The organism is Dickeya poaceiphila, from assembly GCF_007858975.2.
Classification (GTDB): Bacteria; Pseudomonadota; Gammaproteobacteria; order Enterobacterales; family Enterobacteriaceae; genus Dickeya; species Dickeya poaceiphila.
On the sequence record NZ_CP042220.2, the window covers coordinates 1,666,571 to 1,683,265 of the forward strand.

Annotated in this window: 15 protein-coding genes; 14 read left to right on the forward strand and 1 reads right to left on the reverse strand. The window is 53.7% G+C overall.

Going from position 1 to position 16,695, the window contains the following annotated elements:
- The first annotated feature begins 17 nt into the window (after positions 1-17).
- The 11 genes from Dpoa569_RS07500 to Dpoa569_RS07550 all read left to right on the forward strand — a co-directional run bounded on the left by Dpoa569_RS07500 (position 18) and on the right by Dpoa569_RS07550 (position 10,495).
- Complete coding sequence (locus Dpoa569_RS07500; RefSeq protein WP_042871184.1) at positions 18-812, forward strand: metal-dependent hydrolase; 795 nt, start codon at positions 18-20, stop codon at positions 810-812.
- 316 nt (positions 813-1,128) lie between these two features.
- A complete protein-coding gene (gene ptsG / locus Dpoa569_RS07505) occupies positions 1,129-2,562 on the forward strand; it encodes a PTS glucose transporter subunit IIBC (protein ID WP_042871182.1) in 1,434 nt (477 codons plus the stop codon).
- 238 nt (positions 2,563-2,800) lie between these two features.
- Positions 2,801-3,862 carry a malate/lactate/ureidoglycolate dehydrogenase gene (locus Dpoa569_RS07510; protein WP_042871180.1) on the forward strand — a complete coding sequence of 354 codons (1,062 nt, stop codon included), beginning with the start codon at positions 2,801-2,803 and terminating at the stop codon, positions 3,860-3,862.
- 114 nt (positions 3,863-3,976) lie between these two features.
- Positions 3,977-4,327, forward strand: a complete 351-nt coding sequence (gene hinT / locus Dpoa569_RS07515) for a purine nucleoside phosphoramidase (protein ID WP_042871178.1) — start codon at positions 3,977-3,979, stop codon at positions 4,325-4,327.
- The gene (locus tag Dpoa569_RS07520) at positions 4,293-4,718 is read left to right on the forward strand and encodes a YcfL family protein (protein WP_227983153.1); all 426 of its coding nucleotides are present in this window, start codon (positions 4,293-4,295) and stop codon (positions 4,716-4,718) included. The genes hinT and Dpoa569_RS07520 overlap by 35 nt, the downstream gene beginning before the upstream one ends.
- Positions 4,719-4,739: 21 nt before the next feature.
- Positions 4,740-5,333 carry a penicillin-binding protein activator LpoB gene (lpoB, locus tag Dpoa569_RS07525; RefSeq protein WP_042871175.1) on the forward strand — a complete coding sequence of 198 codons (594 nt, stop codon included), beginning with the start codon at positions 4,740-4,742 and terminating at the stop codon, positions 5,331-5,333.
- The gene (locus Dpoa569_RS07530) at positions 5,311-6,174 is read left to right on the forward strand and encodes a phosphotransferase (RefSeq protein WP_042871173.1); all 864 of its coding nucleotides are present in this window, start codon (positions 5,311-5,313) and stop codon (positions 6,172-6,174) included. Before lpoB ends, Dpoa569_RS07530 begins: the two co-directional genes overlap by 23 nt.
- 75 nt (positions 6,175-6,249) lie before the next feature.
- Positions 6,250-7,275 (forward strand): beta-N-acetylhexosaminidase, encoded by a 1,026-nt coding sequence (gene nagZ / locus Dpoa569_RS07535; protein ID WP_042871171.1) that lies wholly within the window; start codon positions 6,250-6,252, stop codon positions 7,273-7,275.
- 35 nt (positions 7,276-7,310) lie between these two features.
- Positions 7,311-7,853: an alpha/beta hydrolase YcfP gene (gene ycfP / locus Dpoa569_RS07540; RefSeq protein WP_042871169.1), complete on the forward strand. Its 543-nt coding sequence runs from the start codon at positions 7,311-7,313 to the stop codon at positions 7,851-7,853.
- 289 nt (positions 7,854-8,142) lie between these two features.
- A complete protein-coding gene (locus Dpoa569_RS07545) occupies positions 8,143-9,450 on the forward strand; it encodes an NAD(P)/FAD-dependent oxidoreductase (protein ID WP_042871167.1) in 1,308 nt (435 codons plus the stop codon).
- Between the two features lie 505 nt (positions 9,451-9,955).
- Positions 9,956-10,495 (forward strand): glycine zipper 2TM domain-containing protein, encoded by a 540-nt coding sequence (locus Dpoa569_RS07550; RefSeq protein WP_042871164.1) that lies wholly within the window; start codon positions 9,956-9,958, stop codon positions 10,493-10,495.
- Between the two features lie 71 nt (positions 10,496-10,566).
- Here Dpoa569_RS07550 and Dpoa569_RS07555 read toward each other — a convergent pair whose 3' ends face one another.
- Positions 10,567-11,640 (reverse strand): LacI family DNA-binding transcriptional regulator, encoded by a 1,074-nt coding sequence (locus tag Dpoa569_RS07555; RefSeq protein WP_042871162.1) that lies wholly within the window; start codon positions 11,638-11,640, stop codon positions 10,567-10,569.
- 302 nt (positions 11,641-11,942) lie between these two features.
- Here Dpoa569_RS07555 and Dpoa569_RS07560 point away from each other — a divergent pair, with 302 nt between their 5' ends.
- From Dpoa569_RS07560 to Dpoa569_RS07570, 3 genes are all read left to right on the forward strand, one after another.
- Positions 11,943-13,241, forward strand: coding sequence for an MFS transporter (locus Dpoa569_RS07560; protein ID WP_042871160.1), 1,299 nt, complete (start codon positions 11,943-11,945; stop codon positions 13,239-13,241).
- A gap of 28 nt (positions 13,242-13,269) precedes the next feature.
- Entirely contained in the window at positions 13,270-15,669 is a 2,400-nt protein-coding gene (locus tag Dpoa569_RS07565) for a glycoside hydrolase family 31 protein (RefSeq protein ID WP_042871158.1), read from the forward strand.
- Positions 15,670-15,857: 188 nt separating this feature from the next.
- The gene (locus Dpoa569_RS07570; RefSeq protein WP_042871156.1) at positions 15,858-16,673 is read left to right on the forward strand and encodes an arylamine N-acetyltransferase family protein; all 816 of its coding nucleotides are present in this window, start codon (positions 15,858-15,860) and stop codon (positions 16,671-16,673) included.
- Positions 16,674-16,695: the final 22 nt, after the last annotated feature.

A 16,695-nucleotide genomic window follows, 5' to 3' on the forward strand; every position in this document is an offset into this window, starting at 1 on the left:
TATCGGAAGTCCTGATTATGTTGTTAGTTGATTCCCATTGTCATCTTGATGGCTTGGATTATCAGTCGCTGCACAAAGATGTCTCTGACGTACTGAATAAGGCTCGTGAACGTGATGTGGGCTTTTTGCTGGCGGTTGCCACCACATTGCCGGGATTTCGCGCCATGACCGAGTTGATCGGCGAGCGCGACAATGTGGCGTTTTCCTGTGGCGTGCATCCGCTCAGTCAGGAAGCACCATACGATTTTGCTGAATTGCGTACGCTGGCAGCCTTGCCATCGGTAGTGGCGTTGGGGGAAACCGGGCTGGATTACTATTATCAGCAGGAGACTATTGCGCAACAGCAGGCGTCATTCCGTGAGCATATTCGTATTGGTCGGGCGCTGAACAAGCCGGTGATTGTGCATACCCGTTCCGCCCGCGAGGATACACTTGCCATCCTGCGTGAAGAAAAAGCGCAAGAGTGTGGCGGCGTGCTGCACTGTTTTACCGAAGATAGGGAAACGGCGGAGAAACTGCTGGATTTGGGATTCTATATTTCCTTTTCCGGGATCGTGACTTTCCGTAATGCAGATGCCTTGCGCGACGTTGCCCGCTATGTACCACTGGATCGGCTGCTGATTGAAACCGATTCCCCCTGGCTGGCGCCGGTTCCCTACCGCGGCAAGGAGAATCAACCCGCCTACGTACGCGATGTGGCTGAATATCTGGCTGTACTCAAGAATGTCAGTCTCGAACAACTGGCATCCACCACCACCGAAAATTTTGCCCGACTATTCCACATTGATGCCGCACGGTTGACCGTGGCCTGATACTGGTTGAGAATACGCGAGTTTTTTTGGGCTTCGTAATTAATCGCTGATAATCCCTGCTATTTTCGGCCTATTCTGTACTGTGGCGGGGATTGATTTTAGCGTTAGATCACAAACCATAAGACTTCTGATAGTAACGTGGGTTTCCCATGAGTTGAAACGTGACTGCTATCAAACATTTGACGCGGTAATTATTTTACCCTGCGTAAAAATTAATGAGGATGCATATCACATCCCGACCGCATGAAGGATGACCTCCCCACCTTCAGTGAACTGTCAGAAGTAGAAGCACTATTACTCAGGAGCACTCTCTATTATGTTTAAGAATGCATTTGCAAACCTGCAAAAAGTAGGTAAATCGCTGATGCTGCCAGTGTCCGTGCTGCCTATCGCCGGTATTCTACTGGGCGTCGGGTCGGCCAACTTTAGCTGGCTGCCAGCAGTTGTTTCCAGCGTGATGGCGCAGGCGGGTGATTCGGTTTTTGCCAACATGCCGCTGATTTTTGCTATCGGCGTGGCGTTGGGCTTCACCAATAATGACGGCGTGTCTGCGCTGGCTGCGGTAGTCGCTTATGGCATTATGGTGAAAACCATGGCGGTAGTCGCGCCGCTGGTGCTGCATATGTCGCCAGCGGATATCGCTGCTAACCACATGGCCGACACCGGCGTGTTGGGGGGCATTATCGCTGGTGCGATAGCCGCCTCCATGTTCAACCGCTTTTACCGTATCCGGTTGCCGGAATACCTCGGCTTTTTTGCCGGTAAGCGCTTTGTGCCGATCATTTCCGGCCTGACTGCCATTATTAGCGGTGTGGTGTTGTCGTTCATTTGGCCGCCGGTGGGCAGCGCGATTCAGACGTTCTCTCACTGGGCTGCTTACCAGAACCCGGTGCTGGCGTTTGGTATCTATGGCATCGTTGAACGTAGCCTGGTACCGTTCGGTCTGCATCATATTTGGAACGTGCCGTTCCAGATGCAGGTTGGTGAATTCACCAACGCCGCCGGTCAGGTGTTCCATGGCGATATTCCGCGTTATATGGCAGGCGACCCGACGGCGGGTAAACTGTCTGGCGGCTTCCTGTTCAAAATGTATGGTCTGCCGGCTGCTGCTCTGGCTATCTGGCATTCGGCTAAACCAGAAAACCGCGCTAAAGTGGGCGGCATCATGATCTCCGCCGCGCTGACCGCGTTCCTGACCGGTATTACCGAACCTATCGAGTTTTCCTTCATCTTCGTAGCGCCGATTCTGTATGTCATCCACGCCATCCTGGCTGGCCTGGCATTCCCGATCTGTATTCTGCTCGGTATGCGTGACGGCACCAGCTTCTCGCACGGCCTGATCGATTTCATCGTGCTGAGCGGCAACGGCAGCAAGCTGTGGCTGTTCCCGATTGTCGGCCTATGCTACGCCGCGGTTTACTACACGGTATTCCGCGTGCTGATCGCCAAATTAGACCTGAAAACTCCGGGTCGTGAAGAATCGTCCTCTGAGCAGTCTGCTCAGGGCAGTTCTGAAATGGCAGCGTCGCTGGTGTCCGCATTTGGCGGTAAAGAAAACATCACTAACCTGGATGCCTGTATCACCCGCCTGCGTGTCAGCGTGAGTGATGTGTCCAAGGTTGACCAGGCCGAGCTGAAAAAACTGGGCGCTGCGGGTGTGGTGGTTGCTGGCTCCGGTGTGCAGGCGATCTTTGGTACCAAGTCCGACAACCTGAAAACTGATATGGATGATTACATCCGTAATCACTGAAATATTCGTCACTACTGACGAATGACAGGGAGTTGACGAAAAGGGGCTACGGCCCCTTTTTTACATCCTGACATTTCCTGGCAGGACAGAATCGGAGATTCGGCAGTAGGATGATAAAAGTTGTCGTGCATGATACATCTGTTGTCATTCCCGACAGCGTAATAATTAACGCCGCCCTGAATAACAACATCGACCGTCAAGGGCGTATAACCACATCATCTTTCAGAGGGAACAGCGAATGCAGATTTCAGCTGAGCGCTTAACGCAGATAGCCTATGAACTGTTACGTCATGTCGGGTGTGACCACGATGAAGCCGAGTGTGTGGCGCTTCATCTGGTCGGCGCCAATCTCAAAGGGCATGACAGCCATGGGGTCGGTATGTTGCCGGAATACGTCAATTTTATCGCCGCAGGCACCATGTGTCCTAATACCCCGGCTCGCCTGTTGCAGGATAACGGCGCGGTGCTGCAATTTTCCGGTGATCGCGGATTCGGGCAGCGAACCGGGCGCGAGGCGATGCTGGCGGCGATTACGCGCGTGAGAACCACCGGCGTTTGCCTGATGACGCTGGCATCAACCTGTCATCTGGGCCGCATCGGCAACTACGGTGAAATGGCGGCGCAGGCTGGGCTGATTTCGATTCATTTCGTCAACGTTGGTGATATTGCACCGCTGGTGGCGCCGTTTGGCGGCAGCGAAGCACGCTTTGGTACCAACCCTATTTGTATCGCTTTTCCGGGCAGTGATGACAATCCCGACTTTATTCTGGATTTTGCTACCAGCATGGTGGCGCTGGGCAAAACGCGCGTGGCCTGGCTGGCGGGGAAAACCTTTGATGAGCCGGTAATGCTGGACCATGACGGGCGACCAAGCGCTGACCCTAGAGTGATGTGGGAAGGTGAGACAACCGGTGCATTGTTGCCGATTGCGCGTCACAAGGGCGGCGGCCTGATTCTTGCGGCGGAATTGCTGGCGGGCATTCTGTCCGGCGGTGGCACCATTCATCCGGGTAACCCGCGTGAAGGCGCTATTGTTAACAACATGACCACTATTCTGATCGACCCGACGAAGCTGGTGGGTATGGCGTGGCTGCAACAGGAATATGATGCCATGCTGGCGTATGTTCGCGCATCGCGTTCGCCGGATCTGTCCTCGTCGATTCTGGTTGCCGGTGAACCAGAGCGTCTGGCCCGTCAGCAGCGCCTGGCTGAAGGCATCTCCATTTCTGACGGTGAGTGGAGAAAGATTACCGATGCCGGGTGTTCGCTGGGGATGCCTGCGGAGTTTTTCGAGGCATAGCTCTGTGGACAGGGCATGGCAACCATCGACAAAGAGAGTTGAAAAATATTGGATTTATCACTCATACTGCAAGCCGGATTGCTGAATAGCGCTCGTTTTTAAAGGAACTGTGTTATGGCTGAAGAAACCATTTTCAGTAAAATTATTCGTCGGGAAATCCCTGCCGATATCGTCTATCAGGACGAACTGGTGACGGCTTTTCGTGATATTGCGCCGCGTACGCCTACCCACATTTTGATTGTGCCGAATGTTCTGATTCCTACTTTGAATGATACCGCGCCGGAGCATGAAGCTGCGCTGGGCCGCATGATCACGGTTGCTGGTAGTCTTGCCCGTCAGGAAGGGATTGCAGATGACGGTTACCGTCTGATTATTAACTGCAATCGCCACGGCGGACAGGAGGTGTATCACATCCATATGCATCTGCTGGGTGGCCGCCCACTGGGGCCGCTGCTGGCTGGTTGATGCGGTCATGCGGGTATTGTTACCGGGCACATGGCTCGTGCTGCTGCTGGGAATGTCGCTTATCGGATGCAGCAAGACAGCCAGCCTGAGCATTAATTCCAAACAGACGCTGGTGCTGGACGCCTCGGTAACGGCTGCCGGCATCAGCGCTTCTCGCCCGTCGCTGTCGCGTGGCAGCGCAGGTCAGCAGGCGTCTGCCCGTATCAGCAATAGGTCGGAGCAACCGGTGGCGCTGCACTATCGCTTTTACTGGTATGATCAGCAAGGGCTGGATGTCCCGCCGCTGGGGTCCAGCCAGACGGTGGTAGTCCCTGCTCATACGGATATCTCCCTTGGTGCGACGCATACCAATCCGGCAGCCAGTCAGGTGCGGCTTTATCTTTTTCTCTGATGCGTGATTGAGAGGATAGACATGAAAAAATATCTTGGCATCGTGCTGGTGGCGCTGGTCATTGCAGGTTGTAGCAGCCGTGAGCCGCAAACAGAACAACCGGCTACCATTGAGCCTGCCGTTCCAGCTAGGCCGGTGAAACCGCAACTGCCATCACCAGAAAGCCAGCCGTTGCCAACACCGCCAAAAATTCAGGTACCGGTACTCAACTGGTCGGCTGCGGTAACGCCGCTGGTTGGGAAGATGGTGAAAACAGATGGCATCGCCAGGGGCAGCATTCTGCTGTTGAATAAACTCAAGAACAATACCAATGGTTCGCTGCAAACCGCTCAGGCGACGACGGCGCTGTACAACGCGCTGGCTGCGTCCGGGCAGTTTACCATGGTGTCTCCTGAGCAATTGGGCGTGGCCCGGCAGTCACTGGGATTATCCGAAGAGGATAGCCTGGAATCACGCAGCAAAGCGGTAGGGCTGGCCCGTTACCTTGGCGCACAGTATGTGCTGTATGCCGATGCCAGTGGAGACGTGAAAGCGCCGGATTTGTCGATGCAACTGATGCTGGTGCAGACCGGTGAAATAGTCTGGTCCGGCAATGGCACGGTACGCCAGCAGTGAGGCGCTGAACGCGCTGTTACAGCAGGCTTTGCCGGCGGTAGCGACCGCCGGTTTTCATTTACAGCCGATTAATGGCTTGAGTCACCAAAGCTGGCTGGTGGCTTCTCCGGTCGGGATGTGGCTGGCGCGTGGAGAAACGCCGCAAGGGCGGCAACTGGGAACGTCTCGACAGCGCGAGTTTCAGGTGCTGCGCAAACTGAGTGGGCAGTCACTGGCACCGCGTCCGGTGTGCTGGCGAGAGGGGTGGTTGCTGGTAGAGTGGCTGGCAGGCGAGCCGGCCAATACCCGTCAGTTTGCGCAATCACTGGCGCAAGGACAGCTGGCGGCATTGATGGCGCGTCTGCATCATGGGCCGCGTTATGGCTACCCACTACCGTTGAAACGCCTGATGGCCCAGCACTGGCAGCATATGGACCCGGCCCGTCGTTCGCCACGGCTAATGCGTGCCTGCCAACGGGTGATCAACAAGCCATTACCGACGCCGTTACTGATTGCGCCGCTGCATCTGGATGTGCATCCCGGTAATCTGTTGTGTACGAATAAAGGATGGCGGTTGATTGACTGGGAGTACGCGGCGGATGGCGATATTGGGCTGGAACTGGCGTTGCTGTTCCGCGGCGGTGAACTGAATGACGCGCAGCAACAGGATTTTTTGCAAGCATACTGCCAGTACTGGCCCGGTTTGTGTCCGACCTCATTGCGACGGCAGGTCGCGCGTTGGCAATATTGGGTGGATTATCTGGTGCTGATGTGGTTTGAAGTTCGCTGGCGACAGACTGGTGAGGCGTATTACCGGCAAACGGCCAATGCGTTGCGTGACACGACGGGATGGTCTGACTGAGCGCTGTCTGCCAGGTTAGTCACCGGTGTGCGCGGTCTGGCCGTGACCAATGGCAATTAACAGAAAGAGGTTTTTGTGGGTCCGTTAATGTTAGATGTGGCCGGCTATGAGCTGGACGCAGAAGATCGCGAGGTGCTGGCGCACCCGCTGGTAGGGGGCGTGATCCTGTTTAGCCGCAATTTTCACGATGCCGACCAACTGGCAGAGCTGGTGCGTCAGATGCGGCGCGCTTCACGTGAACGGCTGGTAGTGGCGGTGGATCAAGAAGGTGGCCGGGTACAGCGGTTTCGTGACGGTTTTACCGCACTGCCGGCTGCGCAGTCTTTTGCCGCATTAAATCCGTTACCGCAGGCACAGCAACTGGCACAAGAGGCTGGCTGGGTGATGGCGGCGGAGATGACCGCCATGGATATCGATATCAGTTTTGCCCCGGTGCTGGATGTGGGTCATCAGAGCGCCGCGATTGGCGACCGTTCCTTCCACCACGACCCGGATACCTTGCTGGCGGTGGTTGAGCATTTTATTGCGGGTATGCGTACCGCCGGTATGAAGGCGACAGGCAAGCATTTTCCTGGACATGGCGCGGTAACGGCAGACTCCCATAAGGAAACGCCGCGAGACGAGCGACCGCTGACGCAGATTCGGGAACGGGATATGCGGGTATTTCGGGACCTGATCGCCCGGCAGCAGTTAGATGCCGTGATGCCTGCGCATGTCATTTATAGCGATGCCGATCCTCGCCCGGCCAGCGGGTCGCCGTACTGGCTGCGGCAGATATTGCGTCAGGAATTGGGATTCGGCGGCATCATCTTTTCTGATGACCTGTCGATGGAAGGCGCGGCGGTGATGGGGGGCTATGCGGAGCGTGCACAAGCCTCACTGGATGCAGGCTGCGACATGATTCTGGTCTGCAATCAGCGTCAGGGGGCGATTAACGTATTGGATAATCTGCCTGTGGTCAACGTACCGGGGCTGGAGACGCTTTATCATCGTGCAGTGATAACGCGACGGGAACTGCTGAATTCATCGCGCTGGAAGCAGGCGACGTCGCAGTTGACGGCACTGAGTGAACGCTGGCAGGCACATAAAGCGGCGAGTTAAATCACCCGCTAAACAACGCTGGAGGGAAAGCACAGATGATCATCTATTTGCACGGTTTTGATTCAAGCAGTCCGGGTAATCATGAAAAAGTGCTGCAGTTGCGGTTCATCGACCCGGATGTCCGACTGATAAGTTACAGTACCCTGCATCCACGTCATGACATGCAGCATCTGCTTAGGGAAGTGGATAAGATGCTGCAAGGGAATGCAGATGATTGTCCGCTGATTTGCGGCGTCGGACTAGGGGGCTTCTGGGCTGAACGCATCGGTTTTCTGTGCGATATCCGTCAGGTGGTGTTCAACCCCAATCTGTTCCCGCAAGAGAATATGGCAGGCAAAATTGATCGCCCGGAAGAATACGTCGATATCGCCACCAAATGTGTGGAGAATTTTCGAGAGAAAAACCGCGACCGTTGTATGGTCGTGTTGTCGCGGCATGACGATATGCTGGATAACCAGCGCAGCGCCCGCCTGCTGGGCGAGTATTACGAAATCATCTGGAACGAGACAGAAGGCCATAAGTTCCGTGATATCTCTTCACACCTGCAACGTATCAAAGCCTTTAAATCATTAGGCTGATTTTCCCACCGGTTGTTTTTCATGGTTGTCAGGCCCGCGCCATGCGGGTTTGACAGCGCATCCTTTTTTTAAATTCACTCTAATTCGTTGTCTTAACCTGTCTAATTTTGCATGTTGGCGATATGTAACTAAAATAAATTGATATAAATCAATTTTGGTATGACCAAATGACCTTGCATGGTATTCTCATAGCGGATATCCCATTTTATTTTCATAACCATATGTAATTTAAGGATATTGTTTTTTACTATTTATTAACTATTGGTTCACAAATTTTCAGGGGGTCATTTTGACATCATTGCCAATCAAGAAAATCGTGATTGTCGGCGGTGGCGCCGGAGGGCTGGAATTAGCAACCAGCCTGGGTCGCAAGCTGGGGCGTAAAAATAAAGCGGAAATCACATTGGTGGATCGCAATCACAGCCACCTGTGGAAACCACTGCTGCACGAAGTCGCAACCGGCTCGCTGGATGATGATATGGATGCGCTGAGCTACCTGGCGCACGCCCGCAATCATCATTTCAATTTCCAACTGGGTATGCTGACCAATATTGACCGTGAACAGCGTTCTATCCAACTGGCTGAAATCCGTAATGAACAGGGGGAACTGCTGGTGGCGGCCCGTTCATTGCCGTACGACATCCTCGTCGTTGCGTTGGGCAGTACCTCCAATGACTTCGGCACGCCGGGTGTCAAAGATCACTGTATTTTTCTGGATAACCCGAAACAGGCGCGCCGTTTTCATAATGAAATGCTCAACCTGTTCCTTAAATTCTCTGCCTCTCAGGGCGAAAACGAGAAGGTTAATATTGCGATTGTCGGGGGCGGCGCTACCGGGGTGGAATTGTCCGCTGAGCTACACAATGCAGTAAAACAACTACACAGTTACGGGTTTGACAGCCTCAGTAATCAGGCACTGAACGTGACGCTGGTGGAAGCGGGCGAGCGTATTCTGCCTGCATTGCCACCGCGTATTTCTGCGGCGGCGCATCATGAACTGACCCAACTCGGTGTTCGCGTTCTGACCAAAACCATGGTGACCAGCGCTGAGCAGGGAGGGCTGAATACCAAGGATGGCGAATTTATTGACGCCGACCTGATGGTGTGGGCAGCGGGCATCAAAGCAGCCGACGCCATGAAGGACATCGCTGGTCTGGAAACCAACCGGATTAACCAACTGATGGTGGAGCCAACGTTACAGACTACGCGCGATCCGGCCATTTTCGCCATTGGCGATTGTGCCTCTTGCCCTCAGCCGGGCGGCGGTTTTGTGCCTCCGCGCGCGCAGGCTGCGCATCAGATGGCATCGCGTTGTTACAGCAACATTCTGGCGTTGATGAATAATCAGCCGCTGAAACCCTATGTCTACAAAGACCACGGTTCGCTGGTGTCATTGTCCAAATTCAGTACCGTTGGCAGCCTGATGGGCAACCTGATGCGCGGCTCGGTGATGGTGGAGGGACGGATTGCCCGCTTCGTTTACATTTCGCTATATCGTATGCATCAGATTGCACTGCATGGCTATCTCAAAACCGGCCTGATGATGCTGGTCGGCAGCATCAATCGAGTCATTCGTCCTCGTCTCAAACTGCACTAAAATCGGATTTTTTCTGGTCCTGCGTCTTTGGTTGCCTGCCGTCTGGCGGGCAACCTTTCATTCCTGATGCTGCTATTGCCTGGACATACAATTTCCATCAATAACATTTTCCATTCATAACAATTACCAGCCATAACAATGACTGGTCATGGTAATTACCAGTCATGATAATTATTTTTCATGGTAAGTGACTATCATGTAAATCGCCTGATATTTTTACATATCTAAGAATAAAATGTTTACATAAAGGAAACTAAAGGTAAGAAAAATCTCAAATGTAACATTTATGTTATCTGTATAACCTTTTTGAGGTAGTAATCCGATTGAGAGCGCCGGGGGGATTAGGCAAACTTTAACTCACACAGACGGCGCAGCGCGTACGCCGTGTCCCGAAAGGCCGAAAAATGAGGGCTTCGGGTAAGCTATCAGCCCATCAGGAGCAATTTAAGGCTTCGATGCTGGGCGCGATGGAAGATGCGTGGTTATCTATATCAGGAGGTTTCCTGTGAACAAGTCAATGTTAGCAGGTATGAGTATCGGTATAGCCGCAGCTCTGGGCGTGGCAGCCGTCGCCAGTCTGGATGTTTTTGCGTCCAGACCACAGTTTGCACAGGTGCTGACGGCAACCCCCATCAAAGAAACCGTAAAAACACCGCGTCAGGAATGCCGCAATATCGTTGTGACACGTCGTCAGCCCGTGCAAGATGAAAACCGTATTGCCGGGTCGCTGTTGGGCATGGTCGCTGGCGGTGTACTGGGGCACCAGTTTGGTGGTGGCCGAGGCCGTGACGTAGCAACAGTGGCTGGTGCGCTGGCCGGTGGCTATGCGGGCAATCAGGTGCAGGGGAAAATGCAAGACAGTGATGTCGCGGCGTCCACACAGCAGCGTTGCCAGACGGTGTATGACAAGACGCAGAGAGTGCTGGGCTATGATGTCACGTATAAAATCGGCAATCAGGAAGGCAAAATCCGGATGGATCGTGACCCAGGCACGCGCATCCCGCTTGATCGTAATGGTCAACTGATTATTAATCAGTCCAGTTGATGCGTGGAGTCGTCAGGCCCGCAAAGTCATACTGCTGACTGCGGGCCTGATGTTGATGCTTTCAGCCTGACTCAGGCATCATATAAATCGGTATCCTGTACCAGCGAATGGCGTTGGCTGGGTCGGATACGTTTTACGGAATCTCTTAGCGCCAGCGTGCCATTCAGCAGAATATTGCCGATCCCTCTCCCCGGTTGCATCAACTGCAGTTGTAATAATCTGACGGCTTCTCGCCCCAGCTCTTCTCGTGGGATCAGCACTGAGGTCAGCGGAATATCGTGTACCGCCGCCAGATTGGCACCATCCATACTCATCACTGAGATATCCTGCGGTACGCGCAGTTTTGCTTTATGCAGCGCATTGACGGCACCGACAGCCATAAAGTCACCGCCCGCCAGTATGGCGGTTGGGTACTGCTCGTGTGGGCAGGTAGCCAGAAAATCGGTGACCGCCTGTTCCGTTTCCGCACTACCAAAGCCGCGGGGCGTCAACAAGTGAAACTCATCGATAAAGGGCAGATTGTGCTGTTGATAAGCATCGCGGATTCCCGCCAGTCGCCACTCCATGGTGTAGCGGCGCAGGCACAATAGCGTCAGGATATGGCGATGTCCCTGTTCAATCAGATAGTTGGCGGCAAATTCACCGATGAGTTGGTGCGCAGGCGATACGCCAGATAATTTCATTTTGTGGTCGAGACAGTTGACTAACACGCAGGGTTTGTTCAATTCAGCCGCCAGTGCGTGGATGTACGGGTCATCAATGCCGAGCAAAATGGCGCCTTCGGTTTCCGGCGATGACATTTTCTCCAGAAACAGTGACGCATCGCTGTCATTTTCCGCCAGTCCGCAGTAACGCAGGCGGACATCGTGTGAGTCCAGTGAATCGAGAATTCCCTGAAGCACCTTGTGATAAAAAATGTCTGCCCGGCTATTAAACGCGCGCTCCGGCGCGAACACCGTCAGGCTATTGAGTAATAAACGGCCAGTCGCCAGATGATCCATCACGCCGCATTGCCTTGCCGCCGTCAGAATGCGCATCCGTGCCGCGTCACTGGTATTGGATTTGCCTGCCAGTACCCGCGAAACGGTACTGACGGAAAAACCGGTTTGCAGGGCGATATCGCGGATCCTGAGGTTTTTTTTCATTCTGTGATCCTGCTCAATTTGGGGGGTGAAAAAATTTTCATAACCCAAAAATGAAGAAAGTTAGCCATAACGATAAGCAAAAAAAGCAGGTTTTGACGCTATCATGAAAATAGTTGCAAAAAAGTGAGTATCTCCGGCTTTTTTATTTTTTTACGCTGAATCGGTCCTGATTCTTCTGGCGGCATACGCTGGGAGAAATTGGGTTTTACAGGCATAAAATTTTATAAAAATCTGAATATTAGAACATCAGGATGGTGCGTACTGAAAGGTATGCCACTGTATTCTGCCGTAAGGAGATCACCATGAGTCTCGACGTTAATTCCTCACCTGTCATCAATGAAAAAAGAAAATTTAAACAATTGCGCTGGTGGGTACTGGCGTTATTTCTGTTTGGCGTCACCGTTAATTACATTACCCGCAACTCGCTGGGTATTTTGGCACCTGAATTAAAAACGGTGTTGAATATTACCACCGAGCAATACTCCTGGATTGTCGGGGCGTTCCAATTGGCCTATACGATATTTCAGCCGCTGTGCGGATGGTTAATTGACGTTATTGGGTTAAAGCTGGGATTTATGATTTGCGCAGTAATCTGGGCGCTGATGTGTTTGTTACATGCTGGAGCCGGCAGTTGGGTTCAGCTTGCCGTTTTGCGCTTCATGATGGGGGGCGCTGAAGCCGCCGCCACGCCGGCTAACGCCAAAACGCTTGGCGAGTGGTTTCCTCGTCAGGAGCGGCCTATTGCTGCGGGTTGGGCAGGCGTTGGATTTTCCATCGGTGCGATGCTGGCCCCGCCTATCATTGTGGCGGCGCACTCCCTGCTCGGCTGGCAAGGGGCATTCATTTTTGCCGGGGTACTGGCAATGTTATGGGTTGTACTGTGGTGGCTGTTTTACCATAACCCGGAAAATCACCCGCACCTGAGTAAGGCAGAACTGGCGTTTATTCGTCAGGACAATGAGCCGGCTCCGGTGAAACAACCGTTTTTTAAGGCCATGAAAACGGTGATGAAAGACCGTCGTTTCTACGGCATTGCGATTCCGGCATTTATGGCGGAACCGGCTTGGGCCGTGCTGAGCTTCTGGGTGCCGCTGTATCTGGCCAAAGAGCGTGGCATGGATTTGAAACAAATCGCCATGTTTGCCTGGCTTCCTTTTCTTGCCGCTGACTTCGGCAGTATCGCCAGCGGTTACCTGACCCGGCTTTACGCCCGGCTGTTTGGTTGTTCACGTATCAATTCGGTGGTAGGCAGTTCGGTGACCGGTGCGTTTTTGATGCTGTCGCTGGCGTTGGTCAGCATCACTCAGAACCCGTATCTGGCGATTATCCTGATTTCTATTGGCGGATTCGGTCATCAAATTATTTCCTGTATGTTGAGCGCCGTGGTGGTGGATTCGTTTGATAAAGGCCAGATGGCGACGGTCAACGGGATGCGTGGAGCCAGTGCGTGGATCGCCAGCTTCCTGTTCTCGTTGGTGATTGGTGTTACCGCTGACAAGGTGGGGTTCAACCCGCTGTTTGTGGCGATGGGCTTTTTTGATTTATTTGGTGCGCTGTTCCTGATTGCGTTCATCGCGGAACGTCGTCAGCGTGCACACTGACAGAATTTCTGAATAGACGAGTGATGTTATGAAGACATTGAAACAATGGGTATTGCACCATCAGGCCGAGGACCGGGTTGAACTGCTGGTGGATGGCAAGCATCGCTTTATGTTGTACGTACTGGCACCGGGATTGATGCGGGTGCTGATTAAACAACATAACCAACTGCGGCTAAACCGTACCTGGAGCATTGCGCCGCAGCAGGATGTGGATGTGCCATGGCAAGGCCGTGAGCGGGAGAGCAGTGACGGTTTCGCGTTGCCGGGGTATACGTTGGGCTGGCAAGGCGATGCCTTGCAGATAAGCACCGCACAGTTACGGGTCACCGTTCACCAGCCGCTGTGGCTGTCATGGGAATACTGCGATGCGCACGGACAGTGGCAACCGCTGGCGTCTGATCGGCCAACCGGCGCCTATCTGCTCAATAGCCACGGCGATGGTGTGGCGCATTACCAGCGTCGCACCCCGCAGGAGCGTTGCTACGGGCTGGGAGAAAAGGCGGGAGAGTTAAACCGCGCCGGTCGTCGTTTTGAATTCCGTAATCTGGATGCCATGGGCTATAACGCCCACAGCACCGACCCGCTGTATAAGCACCTGCCGTTCACGATTGTTAGTCAGCCGGGCAGTGCTAATCAACCGGGCGCCAGTTATGGTGTGTTTTATGACAACCTCAGCTCCACCTGGCTGGATTTGGGCAACGAACTGGATAATTACCACCTGGCTTACCGGCGCTATCAGGCCGAAGCCGGGGATTTGGATTACTATTTTCTGCTCGGTCCGGCGATTGTCGATGTGACCAAGGCATTTGTCCGGCTCACCGGCAAAACCTGCTTCGGCCCTAAATGGAGCCTCGGTTATAGCGGCTCTACCATGCATTACACCGACGCGCCGGATGCTCAGCGGCAGTTGCTCACTTTCATTGAGTTGTGCCGCCAGCATACGATTCCGTGCGATTCATTCCAGCTCTCGTCGGGCTATACCTCGATTGGCAACAAACGTTACGTGTTCAACTGGAACTACGAAAAAGTGCCGCAACCTGAGCAGATGACCCAGGCATTCCATGATGCGGGTTTGCATCTGGCGGCCAATATCAAACCCTGCTTGTTACAGGATCATCCCCGTTATCAGGAAGTGGCAACCAAAGGGTTGTTTGTGCGCGATTCGGAATCGGATAACCCGGAGCGCTCCAGTTTCTGGGATGACGAAGGTTCTCATCTGGATTTCACCAACCCGGATACCGTCGCTTGGTGGCAGGAAAACGTTACCCGGCAACTACTGGAAAAAGGCATCGACTCTACCTGGAACGATAACAACGAATTCGAGATTTGGGATGGCGAAGCGCGTTGTCACGGATTTGGTCAGCCGATTGCCATCAAGCATATCCGCCCGTTGATGCCGTTGTTGATGATGCGCGCCTCGATGGAAGCACAGCAGCGTTTTGCGCCTGAACTGCGCCCCTATCTGATTTCACGTTCCGGCAGCGCTGGGATGCAGCGCTATGTGCAGACCTGGAGCGGCGACAACCGCACCAACTGGCAGACGTTGCGTTATAACACCCGAATGGGAGTCGGCATGAGTTTGTCGGGCCTGTATAACGTGGGCCATGACGTAGGCGGTTTCGCTGGCAACAAGCCTGATGCCGAATTGTTTGTGCGTTGGGTACAAAACGGTGTGATGCACCCGCGCTTTACCATCCACTCGTGGAATGACGACGCTACCGTCAACGAACCCTGGATGTACCCGGCGGTAACGCCGATTATCCGTGATGCCATTCAGCTGCGTTATCGGTTATTGCCGTATCTGTACACCTTGCTCTGGCAGGCCCATGCCGATGACGAGCCGATGTTGCGCCCGACCTTTTTAGATCACGAAAATGACCCGCGTACCTTCGAGGAAACGGATGACTTCATGTTCGGCAGGGACCTGTTGGTGGCGAGCGTCGTGGAAGCGGGGCAACGTCAGCGTGAGGTCTATCTGCCGGATAATGGCGACGGCTGGTATGATTTTTATCGCGGCGACTGGTTCAGCGGCGGTCAAACGGTGACGCTGGATGCGCCGCTGGAACGCTTGCCGCTGCTGGTTAGAGCCGGGGCGATGCTGCCGTTGTCGGCGCGTACCGATTTTGTCAGTTCAACGCGTGACGACCAGCGCACCTTGATGCTGTTCCCGCAGACAGGCAACGGCAGCCAGCAAGGGCTGTTGTTTGAGGATGACGGCGAAACGCATCGCTGGCGTGATGGACAGGCGTTGTGGCTACGTTGGGAAGTGTGTTGCAGCGCCGAACGTATTGACGTCACCTTCCGCCCGGAAGGAACCTTTACTCCGGCGTGGCAGCAAGTAACCATACAGTTACCACCCAATGAGCGGCGAGCGCTCTATATTAACGGTGAACGCACCACGCAATACCTTTTGCCTGTCAGTCGCTAATCAGGCAGGCGGCGCATTTGTCGGCTATATCTCCATCGACAGGTGCGCCGCTCCGTGACGGTTATCGCCTTATTTGCCAATTGAAGGCGACGTTACGTTTATCAATAAGTAGTGAAGAGGTATTATCGAAAGTACATTGCCAATGATGCCTGTTGGGATAGGCTTTTGTTCAGGCACCGGGAAGACATATGCTGGATCATTCAGAAGTTCAACGCTATTTGCAGCGCATTGGCGTCAGTTCACTGCCTGCTGAACCGGCTTCACAGCTACACCTGCTCCATCTTGCCCACCTGAGGCATATTCCGTTTGAAAATCTGGATGTGGTGTTTGGAAAACCGATACACCTCAATCAATCCGCTATCTATCGCAAAATCATTGATGAACGGCGTGGCGGATTCTGTTACGAGCTCAACTACGGGTTTTATTTATTGTTGCAGGCATTGGGGTTTGAGGTACAACTGCTGGCAGGTCAGGTGTGGAACGATGACGGTCATTATGGGCAGCCGTTTGATCATTTGTTTCTGAAGGTTGACTTGCCGCGCTCGGCAGTGATTGCCGATATCAGTTTCGGAGACTCGTTCTGCGTTCCGGTGCCGCTATCGGGTGTGGTATCCCGCGAAGTGCTCGCCAGCTATCGGGTGGTGACGGTGGAAGAGGGCTATCAACTGCAGCAACAGCTTTCCGGCAAGGCGTGGAAGCCGCAGTACAAGTTTACGTTGCAACCCCGTCAACTGGCGGAGTATGCCGATATGGCGCACTACCATCAGACCTCGCCGTTATCGCCTTTCACCACGAAGTCGCTTTGTACCCGTGTGACCTCGCAGGGAAGGGTGACGTTATCAGACAATCGCCTGATCGTGACCTTACATGGGCAGAAACGCGAGCAGATTATCGGCAGCCATCGTGAGTATCTGGATTGCCTGCAACAACAGTTTGGTATTGTGCTGACGGACGATTACGACAGCCAGCACTGGTTTGAACGCCTCACCACCGCGGTTTCCTGAGGCGTTGGTATGGCGGCATATC

What these genes read in the sequence shown, in the direction of transcription:
- Dpoa569_RS07570 (WP_042871156.1), top strand. Translation starts at nt 15,858, where the DNA reads ATGCTGGATCATTCAGAAGTTCAACGCTATTTGCAGCGCATTGGCGTC.
- Dpoa569_RS07530 (WP_042871173.1), top strand. Translation starts at nt 5,311, where the DNA reads ATGGCACGGTACGCCAGCAGTGAGGCGCTGAACGCGCTGTTACAGCAG.
- Dpoa569_RS07560 (WP_042871160.1), top strand. Translation starts at nt 11,943, where the DNA reads ATGAGTCTCGACGTTAATTCCTCACCTGTCATCAATGAAAAAAGAAAA.
- Dpoa569_RS07500 (WP_042871184.1), top strand. Translation starts at nt 18, where the DNA reads ATGTTGTTAGTTGATTCCCATTGTCATCTTGATGGCTTGGATTATCAG.
- ptsG (WP_042871182.1), top strand. Translation starts at nt 1,129, where the DNA reads ATGTTTAAGAATGCATTTGCAAACCTGCAAAAAGTAGGTAAATCGCTG.
- lpoB (WP_042871175.1), top strand. Translation starts at nt 4,740, where the DNA reads ATGAAAAAATATCTTGGCATCGTGCTGGTGGCGCTGGTCATTGCAGGT.
- Dpoa569_RS07555 (WP_042871162.1), bottom strand. Translation starts at nt 11,640, where the DNA reads ATGAAAAAAAACCTCAGGATCCGCGATATCGCCCTGCAAACCGGTTTT.
- Dpoa569_RS07565 (WP_042871158.1), top strand. Translation starts at nt 13,270, where the DNA reads ATGAAGACATTGAAACAATGGGTATTGCACCATCAGGCCGAGGACCGG.
- ycfP (WP_042871169.1), top strand. Translation starts at nt 7,311, where the DNA reads ATGATCATCTATTTGCACGGTTTTGATTCAAGCAGTCCGGGTAATCAT.
- Dpoa569_RS07510 (WP_042871180.1), top strand. Translation starts at nt 2,801, where the DNA reads ATGCAGATTTCAGCTGAGCGCTTAACGCAGATAGCCTATGAACTGTTA.
- hinT (WP_042871178.1), top strand. Translation starts at nt 3,977, where the DNA reads ATGGCTGAAGAAACCATTTTCAGTAAAATTATTCGTCGGGAAATCCCT.